At 58.8% G+C, this 16,251-nt stretch carries 9 protein-coding genes; 5 read left to right on the forward strand and 4 right to left on the reverse strand.

The genetic code is table 11. From position 1 onward, the window contains the following. The first annotated feature begins 119 nt into the window (after positions 1-119). Complete coding sequence (locus tag ABOC32_RS24745; RefSeq protein WP_426809233.1) at positions 120-2,567, forward strand: acyl-CoA dehydrogenase; 2,448 nt, start codon at positions 120-122, stop codon at positions 2,565-2,567. A 79-nt stretch (positions 2,568-2,646) separates the two neighbouring features. Next, a complete protein-coding gene (locus tag ABOC32_RS24750; protein WP_426809234.1) occupies positions 2,647-3,057 on the forward strand; it encodes a PA2817 family protein in 411 nt (136 codons plus the stop codon). 12 nt (positions 3,058-3,069) lie between these two features. Here ABOC32_RS24750 and ABOC32_RS24755 read toward each other — a convergent pair whose 3' ends face one another. Next, positions 3,070-4,605: a hypothetical protein gene (locus ABOC32_RS24755; protein WP_426809235.1), complete on the reverse strand. Its 1,536-nt coding sequence runs from the start codon at positions 4,603-4,605 to the stop codon at positions 3,070-3,072. A 271-nt stretch (positions 4,606-4,876) separates the two neighbouring features. On the opposite strand from ABOC32_RS24755, the gene ABOC32_RS24760 reads away from it, so the two are divergent. The 3 genes from ABOC32_RS24760 to ABOC32_RS24770 all read left to right on the forward strand — a co-directional run bounded on the left by ABOC32_RS24760 (position 4,877) and on the right by ABOC32_RS24770 (position 6,830). Continuing rightward, positions 4,877-5,422 (forward strand): fimbrial protein, encoded by a 546-nt coding sequence (locus ABOC32_RS24760; RefSeq protein ID WP_426809236.1) that lies wholly within the window; start codon positions 4,877-4,879, stop codon positions 5,420-5,422. A 65-nt stretch (positions 5,423-5,487) separates the two neighbouring features. Then, positions 5,488-6,213 carry a fimbrial biogenesis chaperone gene (locus ABOC32_RS24765; protein ID WP_426809237.1) on the forward strand — a complete coding sequence of 242 codons (726 nt, stop codon included), beginning with the start codon at positions 5,488-5,490 and terminating at the stop codon, positions 6,211-6,213. 77 nt (positions 6,214-6,290) lie between these two features. After that, the gene (locus ABOC32_RS24770) at positions 6,291-6,830 is read left to right on the forward strand and encodes a fimbrial protein (RefSeq protein ID WP_426809238.1); all 540 of its coding nucleotides are present in this window, start codon (positions 6,291-6,293) and stop codon (positions 6,828-6,830) included. 50 nt (positions 6,831-6,880) lie between these two features. On the opposite strand, the gene ABOC32_RS24775 is transcribed toward ABOC32_RS24770, so the two are convergent. The 3 genes from ABOC32_RS24775 to ABOC32_RS24785 all read right to left on the reverse strand — a co-directional run bounded on the left by ABOC32_RS24775 (position 6,881) and on the right by ABOC32_RS24785 (position 16,184). Beyond that, entirely contained in the window at positions 6,881-10,753 is a 3,873-nt protein-coding gene (locus tag ABOC32_RS24775) for a hypothetical protein (protein WP_426809239.1), read from the reverse strand. Between the two features lie 72 nt (positions 10,754-10,825). After that, positions 10,826-13,717, reverse strand: a complete 2,892-nt coding sequence (locus ABOC32_RS24780; RefSeq protein ID WP_426809240.1) for a hypothetical protein — start codon at positions 13,715-13,717, stop codon at positions 10,826-10,828. A gap of 1 nt (position 13,718) precedes the next feature. Further along, positions 13,719-16,184 (reverse strand): hypothetical protein, encoded by a 2,466-nt coding sequence (locus tag ABOC32_RS24785; RefSeq protein ID WP_426809241.1) that lies wholly within the window; start codon positions 16,182-16,184, stop codon positions 13,719-13,721. Between the last annotated feature and the right edge of the window lie 67 nt (positions 16,185-16,251).

Consider the following 16,251-nt stretch of genomic DNA (forward strand, 5'->3'; position numbering starts at 1 on the left):
AACAATGCACTGAAACTCCCGCCGCCACACCCTGTCACTGTTCTGACCCTGCCGTTTACAGCGTTGCGTCTAAGCTGTCTGGGACGGCTCAAGCCCCCTGGTTCCAAGGAGGACCGATTATGTTGCTGTTGTGGTTGGTAGTGCTGGTGATTGGCGCGGCGTACCTCACGCACCGGCGCCTGGCGCCCTTGCAGATTCTCGGCATCATGGCGGCCTATGTGCTGCTGATGGGCATTTTCAGCAGTGCGCCCGGCTGGCTGCTGGCTGTGATCTGGATCGTACTGGCCTTGAAGATCGCCCTGGTTGCGCTCCCGGAGTGGCGCCGCAAGGTGTTTACCGGCCCGGTGTTCAACTGGTTCCAGCGCACCCTGCCGCCCATGTCGCAAACTGAGCGCGAAGCGATCGATGCCGGCACAGTCTGGTGGGACGGCGAGCTGTTCAGCGGCCGCCCCGACTGGCGCACCTTGCTGGCCTACCCGGCACCGAAGCTGACAGAGGAAGAACAGGCCTTCATCGACGGCCCCACTGAAGACCTGTGTGCCATGGTCAGCGACTGGCAGATCGGCCAGGATCTGGACCTGCCGCCCGAAGCCTGGGATCACATCAAGCAGCATGGCTTCTTCGCACTGATCATCCCCAAGGAGTACGGTGGTAAAGGTTTCTCTGCTTACGCGCACTCGCAGGTGGCGATGAAGCTGGCCACACGCAGCGGCGACCTGGCTTCCACGGTGATGGTGCCCAACTCTTTGGGCCCGGCCGAACTGCTGCTTCACTACGGCACCGATGAACAACGCAACCACTACCTGCCACGCCTGGCTCGTGGCGACGAAATCCCCTGCTTCGCCCTGACCGGCCCACTGGCCGGCTCCGATGCCGGCGCCATGCCCGACACCGGCATCATCTGCAAGGGCCAGTGGAATGGCGAAGAAGTGCTCGGCCTGCGCCTGAACTGGGAAAAGCGCTACATCACACTGGGCCCGGTCGCTACCCTGCTGGGCCTGGCCTTCAAAGCCCATGACCCGGACCACCTGCTGGGCGAAGAGGAAGAACTGGGCATCAGCCTGGCGCTGATCCCCACCGACACCCCCGGTGTCGACATCGGCAAACGCCACCTGCCGCTGGGCGCGGCCTTCATGAACGGCCCCAACAGCGGCAAGGACGTGTTCGTGCCGCTGAACTTCCTGATCGGCGGGCAGGCCATGCTCGGCAAGGGCTGGATGATGCTGATGAACTGCCTGTCGGTGGGCCGCTCGATTTCACTGCCGGCAGTCGGCACCGGCGCCGCCAAATACACCAGCCTGGTGACCGGCCAGTACGCGAACATACGCGAGCAGTTCAACGTGCCGCTGGCAGCCTTCGAGGGCATCCAGGAATCGCTGGCACGCATCGGCGGCAACGCCTGGCTGATGGACAGTGCCCGCCTGCTGACTGCCAAGGCCGTGGACCTTGGCGAAAAGCCTTCGGTGCTGTCGGCAATTCTCAAGTACCACCTGACCGAGCGGGGCCGCGAGTGCATTCAGCACGCCATGGATGTGCACGGTGGCAAGGGCATCATCATGGGCCCCAACAACTACCTGGGTCGCAACTGGCAAGGGGCGCCGATCTTCATCACGGTCGAGGGCGCGAACATTCTCTCGCGCAACCTGATGATCTTCGGCCAGGGCGCCATCCGCTGCCACCCGTTCGTGCTCAGGGAAATGGCCCTGGCCGGCCGTGAGAACCGTGACCAGGCGCTGAAGGAATTCGACGACCTGCTGATGAAGCACATCATGTTCGCCAACGGCAACGCGGCCAGTACGCTGATCTTCAACCTGGGGCTCGGGCGTTTCGAGCCGGTGCCAGGGGACACCTTGAGCCAGGGCTACTTCCGTGCCCTCAATCGCCAGGCTGCCGCCTTCGCCCTGCTGGCCGACCTGTCGATGATGCTGCTGGGTGGTGCGCTCAAGCGCCGCGAGCGCCTGAGTGCGCGCCTGGGCGATGTGCTCAGCTACCTGTACCTGTCCAGCGCTGCGCTCAAGCGCTACCACGACCTGGGCTCGCCCGAGCACATGCAGCCTCTGCTGCGCTGGGCCATGGAAGAAAGCCTGGGGCAGGCGGAAAAGGCGCTGGACCGGCTGCTCGACAACTTCCCCAACCGGTTTGTCGGTTGCGCACTGCGCGTGCTGGTATTCCCCTTCGGCCGCCGCCACACCGGGCCGAGCGATGAGCTGGATGCCGAAGTGGCGGCGCTGATCGGCCGCAGCAAAGGCGACCCGGCGCTGGAAGAATTGCTTGCCGGCTGCTTCAGGCCACAAGCCGAGGGCGACCCGGTGGCGGCACTGCAACGGGCCTGTGATCTTCTGGACGAAGCTGCGCCACTGCACAAAGTGCTGCATCAGGCGATCAAGGAGGGCAAGGTACGGCCGGCACCTGGGCAGTCGGCCATCGATGCGGCAGTTCAGAGTGGTGCACTGCAAGTCGAAGAGGGACAACGCCTGCATGCAGCCGAACAGGCACGCAGGGCCGTGATCGACGTGGATGCATTCGACAAGGAGCAACTACTGCCTGAACAAGGCAAGGTGCGCTGAATGCAGGGGGCCGTTTTGCGGCCCCCTGCCCACCGGCGTATACTCCGCCCCCGTTTCAACCACCTCGAGGACCCTCCACATGGCCAACCCCCACCTGGAATACCACCTGCAACTGCTGAACCACCTGCGCACCATCCTGGTGGCGTTGGGTGAGGCCGAGCAGGTACCGGAGGAAAGCCACGCCCTGTTCCTCGAACGCTTCGACGAACTGCTGACCCTGCTGCCGCAGGACCCGCTGCACAGCCAGTACCTGGGCCAGGACCTGATCTGCCAGGTCATCCAGCGTTATCCGCAAATCGCCCACCTGGTGCCCCGCGACCTGCTGTGGTTCTTCGGCGGTGACTGCCTGCACTTCATGCCTGACGAAGAGCTGGCCCTTTACCAGCAACTCGAGGAACGTCGCTATGAAGCCGAGCGCAATGACGAACCCTTCGACTGGCATCAGGAAAAGCAGTTGCTGGCGCAAACCCCGCCAACGAATCGGCACTAGCCTGGGCCCTGCTCAACGCGAGTAGTAATCCACCAGCGTATCGATATCGAGCATGGGATAGGCAATGATCGTCAGCCCCCACGCCCACGCATCCGGAACGCCCTTGTCCACGCCCACGATGATGGAATATGGGCTCGGGTTCTGCACAGCGGCTTTGAAAACGCCGGAAGTAATCGTGCCATTGCCAAAGACCACCTCCCAGGATGCAAGCCGGTCCGGCACTGCTACCTCCTCTGAATCCCAGTTGAAGTAACACAGCGAAAGCTTTAGCCCGAGGGCGTGTTTGGCAACCCTGATGAAGTGCGTCGGGTGCACCCACTTGATCAGGAAGGTAGCGTAGGCTGCCTCTCCACCTGCGGTTGCCTTGATGATATCGGTGGCTGTCGGCGTGGCCAGGGTGCTGCGCAGGGCTGCGGGTATGAGCGTGTCCCCGCCCTCTTTGTACCGCACTTCCGATGCAGGAGTAATCGATTTCGGCGGTTTGTAATAGCGCTTGCCGTCTTTCGACAGCAGCTCGCCACGCAGTGTGCCTTCCGGTGCCCACGTGGCCTGCGCCCCCACTGGCATGAGTTCAACCTCTTCCTCAGGGCCACCACGATCGCAAAAGGTAACCAGAGGAGAAAGCAGCAGTGCCTGTGCAGGGGTAGCTGAGGTGACCTGCGCCTGCCCAGCGCCGGAAGCCACGTAGGCAGCAATGTAATACTCCATTGGGGGTAGGTAAGCACCATACGCCCAGGTAATTGACCCCCTGGGCGCGAACAGGCCAACTACCCATTCCTTGTCCACCGGAGGCAATTGAGTCAATGTGATCGGGAAAGCCACGATATGAAAGGCCAGTGCCACTTCTTCGTTCTGTGAAACCTGAGGTGGGTCGAACCGGGCGGTGGACTGACGAGGCTGGTTGTAAAACCCAGGTTGCAGTTGATCACCCCTATTTTCAAAGTAAACCCAAGTATTGGCAAGAAAAGGGGATACCGGGATTGTCAGCTTGGCAAGCTTCATTTGCTTCAACGCTTCGTAGTGCTGCTTAAACCGGTCTGCATTCACCCGATCGTTCTGTATCACATAAGTAGCAGGTGTCGACCAGTGCACCTTGACCTCGCTGCCTCCCAGCGCGTGGTATTCCACGTGGATGCTGTTCAAGTTCAGCGTCACCTCGAGCACCTTGCCACTACTCGAGTCCCCTTGTTCTATGCGTAACGCCTGCCGCGCAGCCATGCCGTAAGGCTTGCTCAGGTCCAGCCGCAGGTCGGTCAACAGTTTTTTACTTAGCTGTAACGTGCGCCCGGCTGTATTGAACTGTAACTTCGGATAGCCCAGGTTTACAACGCTCAACTCCCAGGTAGTTGCATTCATCTCACGCTCGACAACAACCGCCTCCCCCTCCCTCAGGTCATGACCGCTACGCGTATAACGTTCTGCCCATAATCTATTGAGCACTGGCTCGTCAATATAACCCAAGACACAGAGCAGGGGCTGATCTGTGACCTCAGGAGCACCCGGCGTCTCTGCTTCCTGAAAGGCTTTGCTGTCTTTTGGCGCACTCATGGGTTTACCCTCAACTCAATTGAGTATGAATTCACGCATAAACAAGCGGCATTGCAAACTGGCATTTTTGTCAGTTGCCTGAGGCGTTGCAGTTGATCATTCTCAACCGAGAATCAATTCAGAGGACTATACCTGGCGATTATCAGGCTTTTCCTACACCGGTAAATTCCAAATCGGCCTAATCTTCGCGTCCTCCTGCCGGCCAGTTGTTCGGCAGAAACTCAAAGGACCAAATCGTCCTGCCCACAACTGTTCCACAGTGGAGTTCAACATGAAAAAGACGCTTATCACGCTTGCCATCGGGCTTGGCCTGGCCAGCAACGCAGCATTCGCCAACACCGGTTCGATCAACTTCTACGGCCAGGTCCATGCCGGTACCTGCCCGATCGTAATCATCGACCCAGCCACAGGCCTGCCTGTGGCCCGCGTCAACATGGGTAACGTCAACGTTTCGCAGTTCAACGCCATTGGCGATGAGGCCGCCTCGCGCGCCTTCGGCATGCGTGTCACCCCGGGAGGCGGCTGTGTCGTCACGCCAGGTAGCAGCGCCAGGGTCACCTTCACCGCTGCCTACGGCGGCGCAGGTACAGGTGGTGCGTTGTATGCGCTGGAGCCAGGTGGGGCCAACGACCTGGCCTTGACCATCAAGGACAACACCGGCACACCGGTGGTCAACGGTACGCCTTCCAAGGATTACCCACTGGATGACACGAATCCCACCACCATGATCTTCTCTGCAGCATACAAATCCACTGGCGCTGCCGTCACTGCCGGTACCGCCAATACCGATGTGCAATTTCTTGTCGACATCCCATGAGAAAGCGCCCCGGGCGGGTTGAAGCCGCCTGGGGTTAACTCATCCCGTTCAGAAGGTATCGCCAGATGAAGACTCACTTGCGCCGCCTTGGCTTGGGTATTTGCCTCGCAGCCATCCTGCAACCCGCTCAGGCAGCGCTCACCGTCAATACCACACGTATCGTTTTCGACAGCGACAAACGCAGCACCTCTGTGGTAATCGCCAACCCCAGCCCCCGCCCCTACGCGGTTCAAAGCTGGGTCAACACCGCCAAGGACGATACCGACACAGCCGTCCCTCTGGCGACTTCGCCCGGGTTGTTTCGCCTGGACCCTGGCAAGGAGCAGATGGTGCAGATCAGCCGTTTGCCCAACAAACTGCCTGAGGACCGGGAAACGCTGTTCTACCTCAATGTTCAGGAAATCCCTGAAATAACCCCTGAGGATGTAAACGTACTCAATATCGCGCTGCGTACGCGCCTCAAGCTCTTCTACCGCCCCAGCCAATTGAAAGATCGGCCCGGCGACCGCATCGGCGAGCTGAAATGGTCCGTGCGCCAAGGCCCTGGGCGTGTCCAGCTAGTGGTAGACAACCCGACGCCCTACCATTACACCTTCGGGCGCCTGGAGGTCAGCACTGCAGGTAAAACGGAGGCTATCCAGGCCATGGCCATGGCGCCGCCGTTCGGCCAGCAGGTTTATGACCTTGCCCGTATCAAGTCGGTAAATGGTTTGCAGTTGACCTTTACCACCATCAATGACTACGGGGTCGCCACTGCGGCGATGCAAAAAACACTGTCGAGCGTTCCCTGAGCCTGCCTGCCAATACATACGATCGAGCCCTCCGGGCTCGTTCGCTATCGTACTTCACAAAAATCAAGGAGCCTTCCATGAAGCCGCTAGTCATTGCCGTTGGACTCGCCATGGCCAGTCAACAGGCGCTGGCAAACACCGGCTCGATCAACTTCTTCGGCCAGGTCAGCAGTGGAACCTGTGCGATTGAAATCATCGACCCTTCAACCGGCTTGCCCGCCAGCCGAATCTACATGGGCAACGTGAACGCTGCCCAGTTCAAACAAGCAGACGACGAGGCTGCAAACCGCGCCTTCGGCTTGCGCCTTACACCCGGCAGCGGCTGCATACTGCGGCCCGGCGCCAATGCCAGCGTAACCTTTACCGGAAATTACGGCGGCGCTGGCGCCAGCGGCACACTGTATGCGCTGGAGCCAGGTGGCGCCACCGGTTTGGCCTTGATCATCAAGGACAACGTAGGCACCCCGGTGGATAACGGGATCGCCTCCAAACAGTACCCCCTGCATGACAGCCTACCTACCGACATGTTGTTTTCCGCCGCTTACAAAGCAATCAATACCCAGGTAACCGCCGGTTTCGCCAACACTGATGTCCAGTTCAGGGTGGACATACCGTAAGCCCCGCAAAAAAAATCGGGCCTCACGGCCCGATCTTCATTTCCCCTCCCTCATGCCTCCTGGCCGGCCAGCCTGTCCAAAGGATCGTAGCTATAGCCGCTACCGTCGTAGCTGCTTAAACGACCCAGGGCGTCATACGTCAACGCCTTGCCTTTGTCATCGACCTTCATGTTGCCGTCGTCATCATATTCCAGCGTGAAGTCGCCATAGGCGGCGTGTGTGTTAGTCACACCGGTCAGTTGTGCAGGGTCTTCATTGTCGAATAGGTAAGTGGCCTCGTTTGCGCCCTTGCTACCGTCCTCTTCCTCAAATTCGGTCAGTACCCAGGTAATGTTATCGAGTGCATCGAAATCGAAATACTGCTGACGAATAGTCTTCCCAGCCGGGTCTTTCGGGCTATGGGAAAGCAACCCTTCACAGATGTACTCCTCCAGGCGGCCGCGCACGTCGTACTTGTACGTTTCCTCACGCAAGGCACTGCCATTCTCGCTCAACGTCTTGAAAGTGATCTGGTCCAGCACGCTATATTCCTGCACCAGTTCCTGTACACCCTGCACCCGCAGCCCGGCCTCTTCCACCAGCGTCTGCACAGTTTCGTTGGCGAACTTGCAGCCTTCAATCGGCGACTCGACCACGGTACTCAGGAATACGAACCTGCGCAGGCTCTCACGTCCCTGGTGGTCATACTCCAATTCAGTGGCCAGCCCCTGGGTGCCATCCAGGGTAAGGATGCATTGGGTATTGCTCAACCCATCGTAGAAGAACCGGCTGCTGGTGCTCCCCAGCGCCGTCTGCTCCAGCAGGCCACTGGCGTAGTAATCGTAGGTCTGCCTCTGGCCGAGAACATCCTTGTAGAACAACTGGCGCCCCAGCAGGCTGGTCCCGTATTCCATGGCCCAGGTTTCGTCCCCGATCGTGCGGGTTTCCTCCTTGATCTCGCCTGTACTGAAATAAGCCCGGGTCAGCTCCTCCCCTTCCTCCTTGCACCAGGTAAGCCGCGCGTTTTGCGGGTCGAATTTGTAGTCCGCCTGTTTACCTGGAATGCGCCGTACTTCCGGGTCCTCACCCAACTGCGGAATGTACTGGTATTCGATGACGTTGCCTGCAGCCGTCTTCACCTTGCTCGGCTTCGACTGGCCAGGTTCATAGTGCATGTGCCTTGCCCGCCCCCCGGTTATGGAGGTGGTCATGCGGTTCAGGCCGTCGAAAGCCTGCTCCCCCAGTACGGTGCCCCCGACACTGATACTGATCGGCAGGTCCTCGCTGCTGTGCACGGCATAATCGCGGTGCACCACGGACCTGTCCGCCAGCGTCTGGTCCACCAGGCGGCCGAACGCGTCATAGCTGGAGCGGGTAACCGCATTGCGCGCATCGACTTCCCGCACATTACGCCCCAGGCCGTCATAGAAGTACTCATGCTTGGCATACAGCTCACCCGCCAAGTCGAAACGCCGTAACTGGGCAGGCTGCTCGAACAGGTTCAACCAGGTGGTGGTCTTGCCCAGGCTCAACGTACCATCGGCAGATTCGCTCCAGCTGGTCTGGGTGGGCAGGTTGCCCCTGGGGTCTGAACCGTAAGGGTTGGACCCGATCGGGTCATGCTCCTCAAACCGCTTGACCCCATCCGGCCCGATCTCGCAGCGCTGCTGGCCCCAGTCATCGTATTCATAACGGGTTGCCAGGGGCATTTGCTGCTCCCCTTTCCAATCGTATTCGACTGCCTCGGTCAGCTGGCCAAGCTCATCGTAGGTAAACGCATTGCGAGGGCGGAAGACCTGATGCAGCCGGATATCTTCGGCGTCGGCATCATGACGTTCTTCGCTGGCCACTCGCCCCAGGCCATCGATGTACGAGCGGATGGCAACCCCCTTGACGTCCACCCGCATTTGCGACGCCTTGCCGCCAGGCGCGCTTACAAGGCCATACTCATAGACGCGCGATGCCGTGTACGCCGCTTCATTGGGCGATACCGTTTCGCGAACTACCCGGCGCAGCGCATCGTACGCATACTCGATTTCGACATCGTTGTCGTCGCGATTGAGCAGCGGCTGGCCAATGAGCATCGAATCCTTCAGCGTGATCACCTTGCAGGCATGCCGCGGCTGGCCGGTCTCGGCGTCAAGTTCGCCATGATCAAAGCCAGTCACCCGCTGCTCGGTCACCAGCACAGGGTGCCCATCGAGGGCTTCCTTGCTGTAGGTAAAACCGGTCTTGGTAGTTTTACCGCCCATGAGCACTGTTTGCAGCAGCGGGCGACCATGGCGCAGCAAGTCGGCGGGTTCATCGATCGAGCTCATGGTGGTTACTTGCAGCGCAGCCTGCTCCACCTCGCCTACCACTTCACACAGGCGTTCCTGGGTGGGGACCAGCCAATTGGATGCCACCCGTTTGGCCGAAGCACCTGGGTAGCTGACCCGGGCGAGCGCCTCATACTCAAAACGCTTGCGCAAAACGGGTGCGGGTTCGTCTCCACCTGATGCCGGGTACTCCGTCACGCTCTTCTGATTGCGCACGAAGCCGTCCGGGTCGGGCGGGCAGCCGTCACCCCCTTGGGCAGGGTAATACTCGATGACAGTACGCTGGCCTGAGGGCAGGGTTTGAGCAGTCAAATTGCCATGCAGGTCATACTCGGTCCTGGTGGCAGGCTCGTAGCGAACCTTGGCCCCCTCCCCTCGCAGCGACCAGGTGCGGGCTTGTTCCAGCGGCAACTGGAAGTTGCTCGGCTGATTGTCGAACTCTGTTGTCACACTGCCGTGGTGCGTGGTGCTGGTGGCAACTTGGTTGTTGCCTTGGAACACAACCTCACTCACCTGCAAGTGAAAACGGTTGTACGTGCGCTGGGTAGTGCGCAATAGCTGGTCCTCGCCATCCGCGCCCGCGCCCTTGCGCCATTGGCGAGCTGTGCTGCCATACAGGTAGCTGGAGCGGGCGCGATACAGGTTATCTTCGCCATCGTCACGCCAGGTTACACCGCTGCCGTTACCGACAAAGTTGTTTGGCGCCTCAATACTGTCTTGCAAAACGGTATAGGTGTAGGTGGTTCTCATCGGCGGCTGGCCAGCGCCAGGGTTGACCGCATGAGAGGTCACCCGCGGTATCGCTGTGCGCGTCCCGCCGCCTGGCAACAGATGGCCTGTATCGCCATTCTCCCCATAGCGGATATCTTCCACGCTACCGTAGGGCGTGGACACCTTGCCCAAGCAGGTCAGGCCAAAGGTAGTGGTGTATTCGAAACGCCAATTGCCCCCTGCTTCGTCCGGCAAATCAATTTGGCTCAACGTCTCATTGCGCAGAATGAGCTTGTATTGCGCCAACGGCTTATTGCCGCCATTGGCATTGGGGTGCAGATCGAGTGTCACCGTGCTGCCATAGCTGATTTTCAGCAATTCCAGGCCCGTGCCATCGACAATACGTTCCAGCCTTTGGTTATCGGGGGAATAACTCAGCACAATACGATGGCCGGAAGCAGCGCGAATCTCAGAAGGCAATGCAACCAGATTATCCCGGGTCCCGTACTCGCTCAGGACTTCTTCCATATGGGATTTGTGAACAACACGATACTGTTTCTTGTCCCCTTCACTGTCATCGAAAAAGCGGAAACTTTCGAGCTTTCTTTCTTTGATTCCTGGCTCTTCGCCAGACCCGGTCACCTTGAAACTTTCCCCGGTGTACAGCCGCAACATGCGCGTGCCCGGCACGTACTGGGTAAGCTCAAGGTACCAACCCCGGCCAAAGCCGACGTTCTTGTCGCTGAACGGGTTGAACACAAGCCGAATCGGCAGTTCTGGCCCCACCTGGTCATTACCGACGAGGGGTGGCAGGTTGATACTTAACGCATACTGGCCGGTGCGCGGGTCGACATTGTTTTGCACAAAGTCAGAGGCATTGAATGCATTGGAATGGAGTACGGTTTCGATAGCCATGTCATTGAGTATCCGAATGGTGTCGTGGCGTGCTCACCCCAGCACTCAAATTGTGCCGAGGTGAGCCATTGCTTAACGAATGGAAAGTTTCAGGACGTCCCGATGGGTCATCCCTTGCCTTTCTTCTTCCGCCGTGACGGCAAAAGCAAACGTCAGCGGATGCTCGTTGCCCTCCACATCCAGAAGGGTGAATACCAGGTCCTTTTCAAGTGCCTGGCGATATGCCGGGTCTTCCAGCCCACTCTGCAGCACGAAACCCGTATCCCGCTGCAGGGTGAGCATCAGTTGCCCGGCACCCGGCTTCGCGCCTTGCATCAGTTTCGGCAGTGCATACGCTCGCTGCTTCGCCATGCGGTAGAGCAGCCCGTCAAACAACAATTCGTCGCGGACTCCGCCATCCACCGACTGGAACGAGAAGCCGGTGTAACTGACAAAATCGTCGTCTTTGATCGGCGGCGTCGACGACCCGGGCTTCCACGACCAACGTACACCCGATTTTCTATCGGCACCCCTGATGAACAGGCGGGCAAACTTGATGATCCGGTTTTCCCTCAGGACGTGCTCAAGCAACCAGTTGTCAGTACTTCTGTCGACATAAGCGAACTCATCCCCTTCGGACGGAGACTCTTCCCCTGCCACGCGGGTGCGCTTGAAGGAATAGAGCTCCTGTGTGAAGGAAGGCAGGTCCTGCGCCTGCAACTCGAGTCTGCCTTTCTCACCACTCCCCCACGATGTGACCGTTTTGCCTGTCAAGGTATTCTGTATCGAAGCAATAACCCTGATCATCCCCGGCTTACGAGAATGGAAATAGAACCGGCGGGTTCTGGCCTGCAAGGGCGCGCTCGACCCACCGTTTACAGCAGGTTGCCGGTTGATGTTGTTTGCGTACCTGTTTACCGCCCAGTCTTCTCCCCCTGGATCATCGCTGCTCAAGGCTTCTTCCATCGACGCGAGGAAGGGTAGATCGTTATTGCTGTCGGCATTCAGGAACTTCAAGGTTGCCAGGTCGGCGTCGGAGATATCGATCGGTTGTCCATTGTGATCATCATCGGCTGCAACGGTGACCTCGACTTCGATCTGCTGCCAGCCGTTGGCGAAGCACTGGGGCGCACCGATGGCTCTGAGTTCAAACGTGCCGAGGCCCTCCCATGACAACAGACCGGCTGTTGCCTGCCGCCCTTCGCTGAACTCCACGATGGCGTAGCCGGTGTTCGAAACGCCGTCAGATGCAGTCACCACGGCAATGGGCAATTGCGGATTCTCCGGAGGCATATACACGTTGCCATCGAATTCCCCCTCCCCATTCACAGTCCAGATCATGGCGCTGCCAAGGTCTTGCGAGAAATCTTCAGTCATCACGGTGAACGGCGTGGGTTGAACCGACAGCGCTTGCCCCACATGGAACGGAACCACGTTCAGGCTCGCATACCGCCTGATCACTACCACCGCAGCTTCAGCGCTTTCTCCGGTCAGCCGGTTTGTGCAACGGATTCGCTGGACTTTGAAGAAACTGGGCGTTCCACCAGGCGTATGGGGCGTGAAAATGGCCCGACCGTCACCCTTGTCGTCTAGATCCCCAATCGGCTCGTCAAGCGTCTGAACGCGTTGTTCACCCTCCGACAGAAGCGCTGCGCCCACCAGCGCCCATTCCAGCCTGCCTGCTTCGACGCTAGAGGCACGGAGCTCGATTGGGTCTTCACCTTGCACCCAGGTGGAAACACGCGGTGCCACGTGCACCGCACGGGCACTTTCCATCACCAAGGCGTGGCTGCGCCCCTCGCCGCCTGCTTCAGGCGAGGTGGCGGTCACCAGCACCATCTGCTGGGCCTCGACGAAACTGGCTGCAGGGCGCGGGCTGTAGCTGGCGCCACTGAATGAGCCGATCGCCGCAGGGCGCTTCAGGTTGATGGCCGACCACTGCACCGGGCCAGTTGCGCCATCGGCAGTGAACGGCACGGACTTCCCGGCTACCACTTTCGCGAAGGCCGGCTCGACCGTTACGGCTTGCGGGTTTTTACGCCAGTTGCCGGGCACAACAAGATCGACTCCGTTTTTTGGTGCCCCTGGAATAAAATCATGGCCGCTGGGCAGGCTGAAGGTGTTCAGTACATCCTTGATTTCTCCCGCCCCCAGATCCGCTAAATCCGGAACGAGGATCAGGGTACCCGGCAGCCCGCTCGCCTCTTCGGCGATCGGGTAAGGGAAGTCGGTACCTGGGTCTGGCTGCCCCCCTGGACGCACATCGATCCCCAGCTGCATGAAGACCAGCACCGCACCGTCACCATGGCGAGGGCTGCCTTCGCTTTGTCCCCAAGGTGCCGGCATGGTACGCACCATGAACTGATCCGGGCTCAGCGGGTAGTAATCGTCCATCACGAAACTGCCCAGGGAATAGGTGCGGTGGTAAGCCCGCATGTAGCTGATCGATTCTTGCAGGCGCCGACCAATCATGTTGTTGACATAAGGGTTTGGCCCCAGGTTGGTGGAAAACCTGGTCGCACTGGCAAGGTCCAGCTCCAGCAAGGTGAACCGGCTACCTTTCGGCCGGCCGACCTGCAATGACAACGGTGCTTCGACCCGAAAACCCATGGCCTCGGTAATGGTGAAGCTCTCCACGACGCGTTTGGGGCTGCCAGGCAGGTCCACGACCCGCCTATATTCCCCGGCGAGGATGTTCATCCGCAACATCAGGTCCTGGCTGAACCGGGTCGCATTTTCGAAGCTGACCTGGGGCGCGCCCAGTACCAACCCTTCAAACGAAACGCTGATTCGCTCTCCCTCGTCAAGGTAGGCCTCCAGGTCGATAGGGTTCATCATGCCGAAATTAGCGAGCGCATCGAGGTACTGTTCACGAAGTACAAGGTCAAGGAGCCTGCGGTCCAGGGCAAGCACGCCTCCCCAGCCGAGACGCACCGAAGTTTCAAGGCTTGTTAGGAAAGTTGCCTTATTCACATCACGGTCCATCTCACACCTCCTTGATCGCCGGATTGAGGATATCGGCGTAACGCCGCACCGGAACGAATGGCAGCGGCAAAATGACGTAGTCGAAGTTACCGGGTCCTGATTTGGAGTACGCCGATATGATCACGTACTGCTCGTCAGCACCGGGCGCAGGCGTGTAAACCCGGGTAATCGGGTCGACGTCTCCGCTGCCGCGCAGCACTGTCCATTCGACCTCGCCGGAAACCTCAACCTTCTCAAAATCGAAGTTGAGCGTGTAGAACGGCAGCGCCACGCTTCCATCGTCCCTGGCTTCTGGTTCCAACCAGTAATTAGCGTTCTTCGAGCCAACCACCAGCATGTCGATGGTCGCTGCCGCACCTCCGGCAGCCGGTCGAACGGTGACCGGGTCCAGGCGCAGCGACGCGTAGTGTATCGGGTCTGATGGTTCACGCTTGGGCAGTGACGTCGGCGCGGTATACTTGTAACCCTCAGGGTTCAGCGGATCGTTATCGGGGCCGACGGCACCCAGCGCGGGGGCGTCCCATGTCAGCGCGGCAGAATCCGGCGTGCCCGCACTTAGCGAATAACCTTTGCCCAAATCGACCGCCGCTACCCACGGGTTCACCGTGACCTGGCTTGGTACAACGCTAACCAATGCCCTGCTGACCCGTTCGCCACTGGTGGCCGTCACGATCAACCGGCGGTGGCCTTCGGCACGCAGCGCATCATCCGATGGCGCCGTATATCGCCCCGTCGATGGATCGTTGAACGCCCCGGTTTCACCGGTTTCGCCGGGGAGATTTTCCACTTTCCAGGTGACAACGCCTGGTGCGGAGTCGGCCTTGAACTCGACCACCTGACCGCTTGCAACGATCGGTTCCGAAGGGCTGATGAGCAACGTGCTGCGCTTGGGCGCCAGGTTACCGAGCAGGGTCAAGTCGGTCGGCAAGGCTACGTCGCGCGGTTCGACGACGTTTTCGCCACGAAATAGCAGGTTGTTAAGGCGCAAAGCGTCGATTTCGAACGTCATGTTCTTGAGGCTTTCGACCCTTGCCTGGAGCTCAGCCTTAATTGCAGCTATCAGCGGTTGTATTACACCTGTTGACTTTTCCCTGGCATCCTTAGGACCGTCCCCGGAACCAAAGTCATTTTCAATCTCGACAGATACATTCGAGGCGAAATCCTTCATTGCAAATTTCAGCGCGACCTCACCTCCTTCTACAGAGACTTCAAAGGTATAAGACGCCTCAACCGTCACCTCCGAGGTTACTTCCAGATTTTTAGTGTGCCCTACCGATTCGTTAGTCTGAAGCCAGTAGACCAAAGTGCCCCCCTGGGTATTGCAGGCCCAACGTACTTTAAGCAACCGGTCTTCAAATGTAAGTTCACTACCCTGGGAGAACAGCCCCGCTTGACAGCCATCCATCGACAGCCTCCAACGCCAAGTATTAACAGTACCTCCATGATTATTATCACGGTATTCGAAAGCACCACCTACAACGCTTCCTTCATTGGCGACCAGCTTGTAACGATCGCCAGGCAATTCTACCAGATCGAATTTCCCCTTTAGCCATTCAAATTGTTCAAAACCAAGCTTCAAAACCTGGCTGGCAATGAATTTTTGCGACAACACTAAATTGCTGGTATACGGCTCTGCCGCATCAGGCAGCATGTACAGCATCGCCGCATCGTCATGGGGGTAAGTGCCAGGTGCGCTGCCTTTCATGGCAACAAACACAACCACTGCGCCGTCACCATAACCCTCACTGCCGAGCACAGTCGCCCCCGGGGCCGCGTGGGTGCGAAGACCAAAGGTACCCGGATTGATAGGCGACCCCTCGGCAACGACCATCTCGCTGAGGGGGAACTGGGTGAGTTTTTCATCTCTTTCACTCCAGGTTTCGAACACCTCCTGGAAATAAATCCCCAAGAGAATCCTCTCATTCGTAGTGCCTCCTCCATTGAACAGGTGGTCGAATGCGTCATTCAAATCAAGCAAGACTTTGCCTTCACCGTCAACGGAGCCTTCTACGGCCTCCAGCCTGATATTCATATCCAGTAAACCGCGAGTGGCGGCGTTATAGACCGTCAGGGCTTGTACGCTCCTGACAGGATCGCCGTCGAGGTACCTTTCGATCACTTCGAGGCGCTTACCGCCCACCAAGCGCATTTGCAGCTTGCCTCTCGAATCCTGGATACTTGCGTTTTCGAAAGACAGCCGTGGTTTGTCAAGTGTGAAGCCAAGCAAGACATGCTCGATGCCATTACCTGCGTCGACGCTGCTGTCGGGTAGCGTAGGGAAAAACAGGTCTTCAATAGCGATACGGTCAATATACTCCTGGGTCAGCAGGGCGTTGGCAGCGCCCCGGTCAAACACCAGCAGCGCATCCCACTTCAGGGTTTTTGCACCCTTGTCCATTTCTGCAAGAAACGCTTCAAGCGATAGAGCACTCACGGCTTGAGTCAGTACAGGCATTTTACTGTTCATCAGAATCAATCTCCATGTTTCATGTTTTCGTTATGCAACGCCAGCCGCCGGACAACTTGCCCAACCG

Origin of the sequence: Pseudomonas sp. WOUb67, assembly GCF_050058005.1 — a bacterium.
GTDB classification, from domain to species: Bacteria; Pseudomonadota; Gammaproteobacteria; order Pseudomonadales; family Pseudomonadaceae; genus Aquipseudomonas; species Aquipseudomonas putida_R.

Coding starts and splice junctions, on each gene's coding strand:
- ABOC32_RS24760 (WP_426809236.1), top strand. CDS start 4,877: ATGAAAAAGACGCTTATCACGCTTGCCATCGGGCTTGGCCTGGCCAGC.
- ABOC32_RS24780 (WP_426809240.1), bottom strand. CDS start 13,717: ATGGACCGTGATGTGAATAAGGCAACTTTCCTAACAAGCCTTGAAACT.
- ABOC32_RS24785 (WP_426809241.1), bottom strand. CDS start 16,184: ATGAACAGTAAAATGCCTGTACTGACTCAAGCCGTGAGTGCTCTATCG.
- ABOC32_RS24765 (WP_426809237.1), top strand. CDS start 5,488: ATGAAGACTCACTTGCGCCGCCTTGGCTTGGGTATTTGCCTCGCAGCC.
- ABOC32_RS24775 (WP_426809239.1), bottom strand. CDS start 10,753: ATGGCTATCGAAACCGTACTCCATTCCAATGCATTCAATGCCTCTGAC.
- ABOC32_RS24755 (WP_426809235.1), bottom strand. CDS start 4,605: ATGAGTGCGCCAAAAGACAGCAAAGCCTTTCAGGAAGCAGAGACGCCG.
- ABOC32_RS24745 (WP_426809233.1), top strand. CDS start 120: ATGTTGCTGTTGTGGTTGGTAGTGCTGGTGATTGGCGCGGCGTACCTC.
- ABOC32_RS24750 (WP_426809234.1), top strand. CDS start 2,647: ATGGCCAACCCCCACCTGGAATACCACCTGCAACTGCTGAACCACCTG.
- ABOC32_RS24770 (WP_426809238.1), top strand. CDS start 6,291: ATGAAGCCGCTAGTCATTGCCGTTGGACTCGCCATGGCCAGTCAACAG.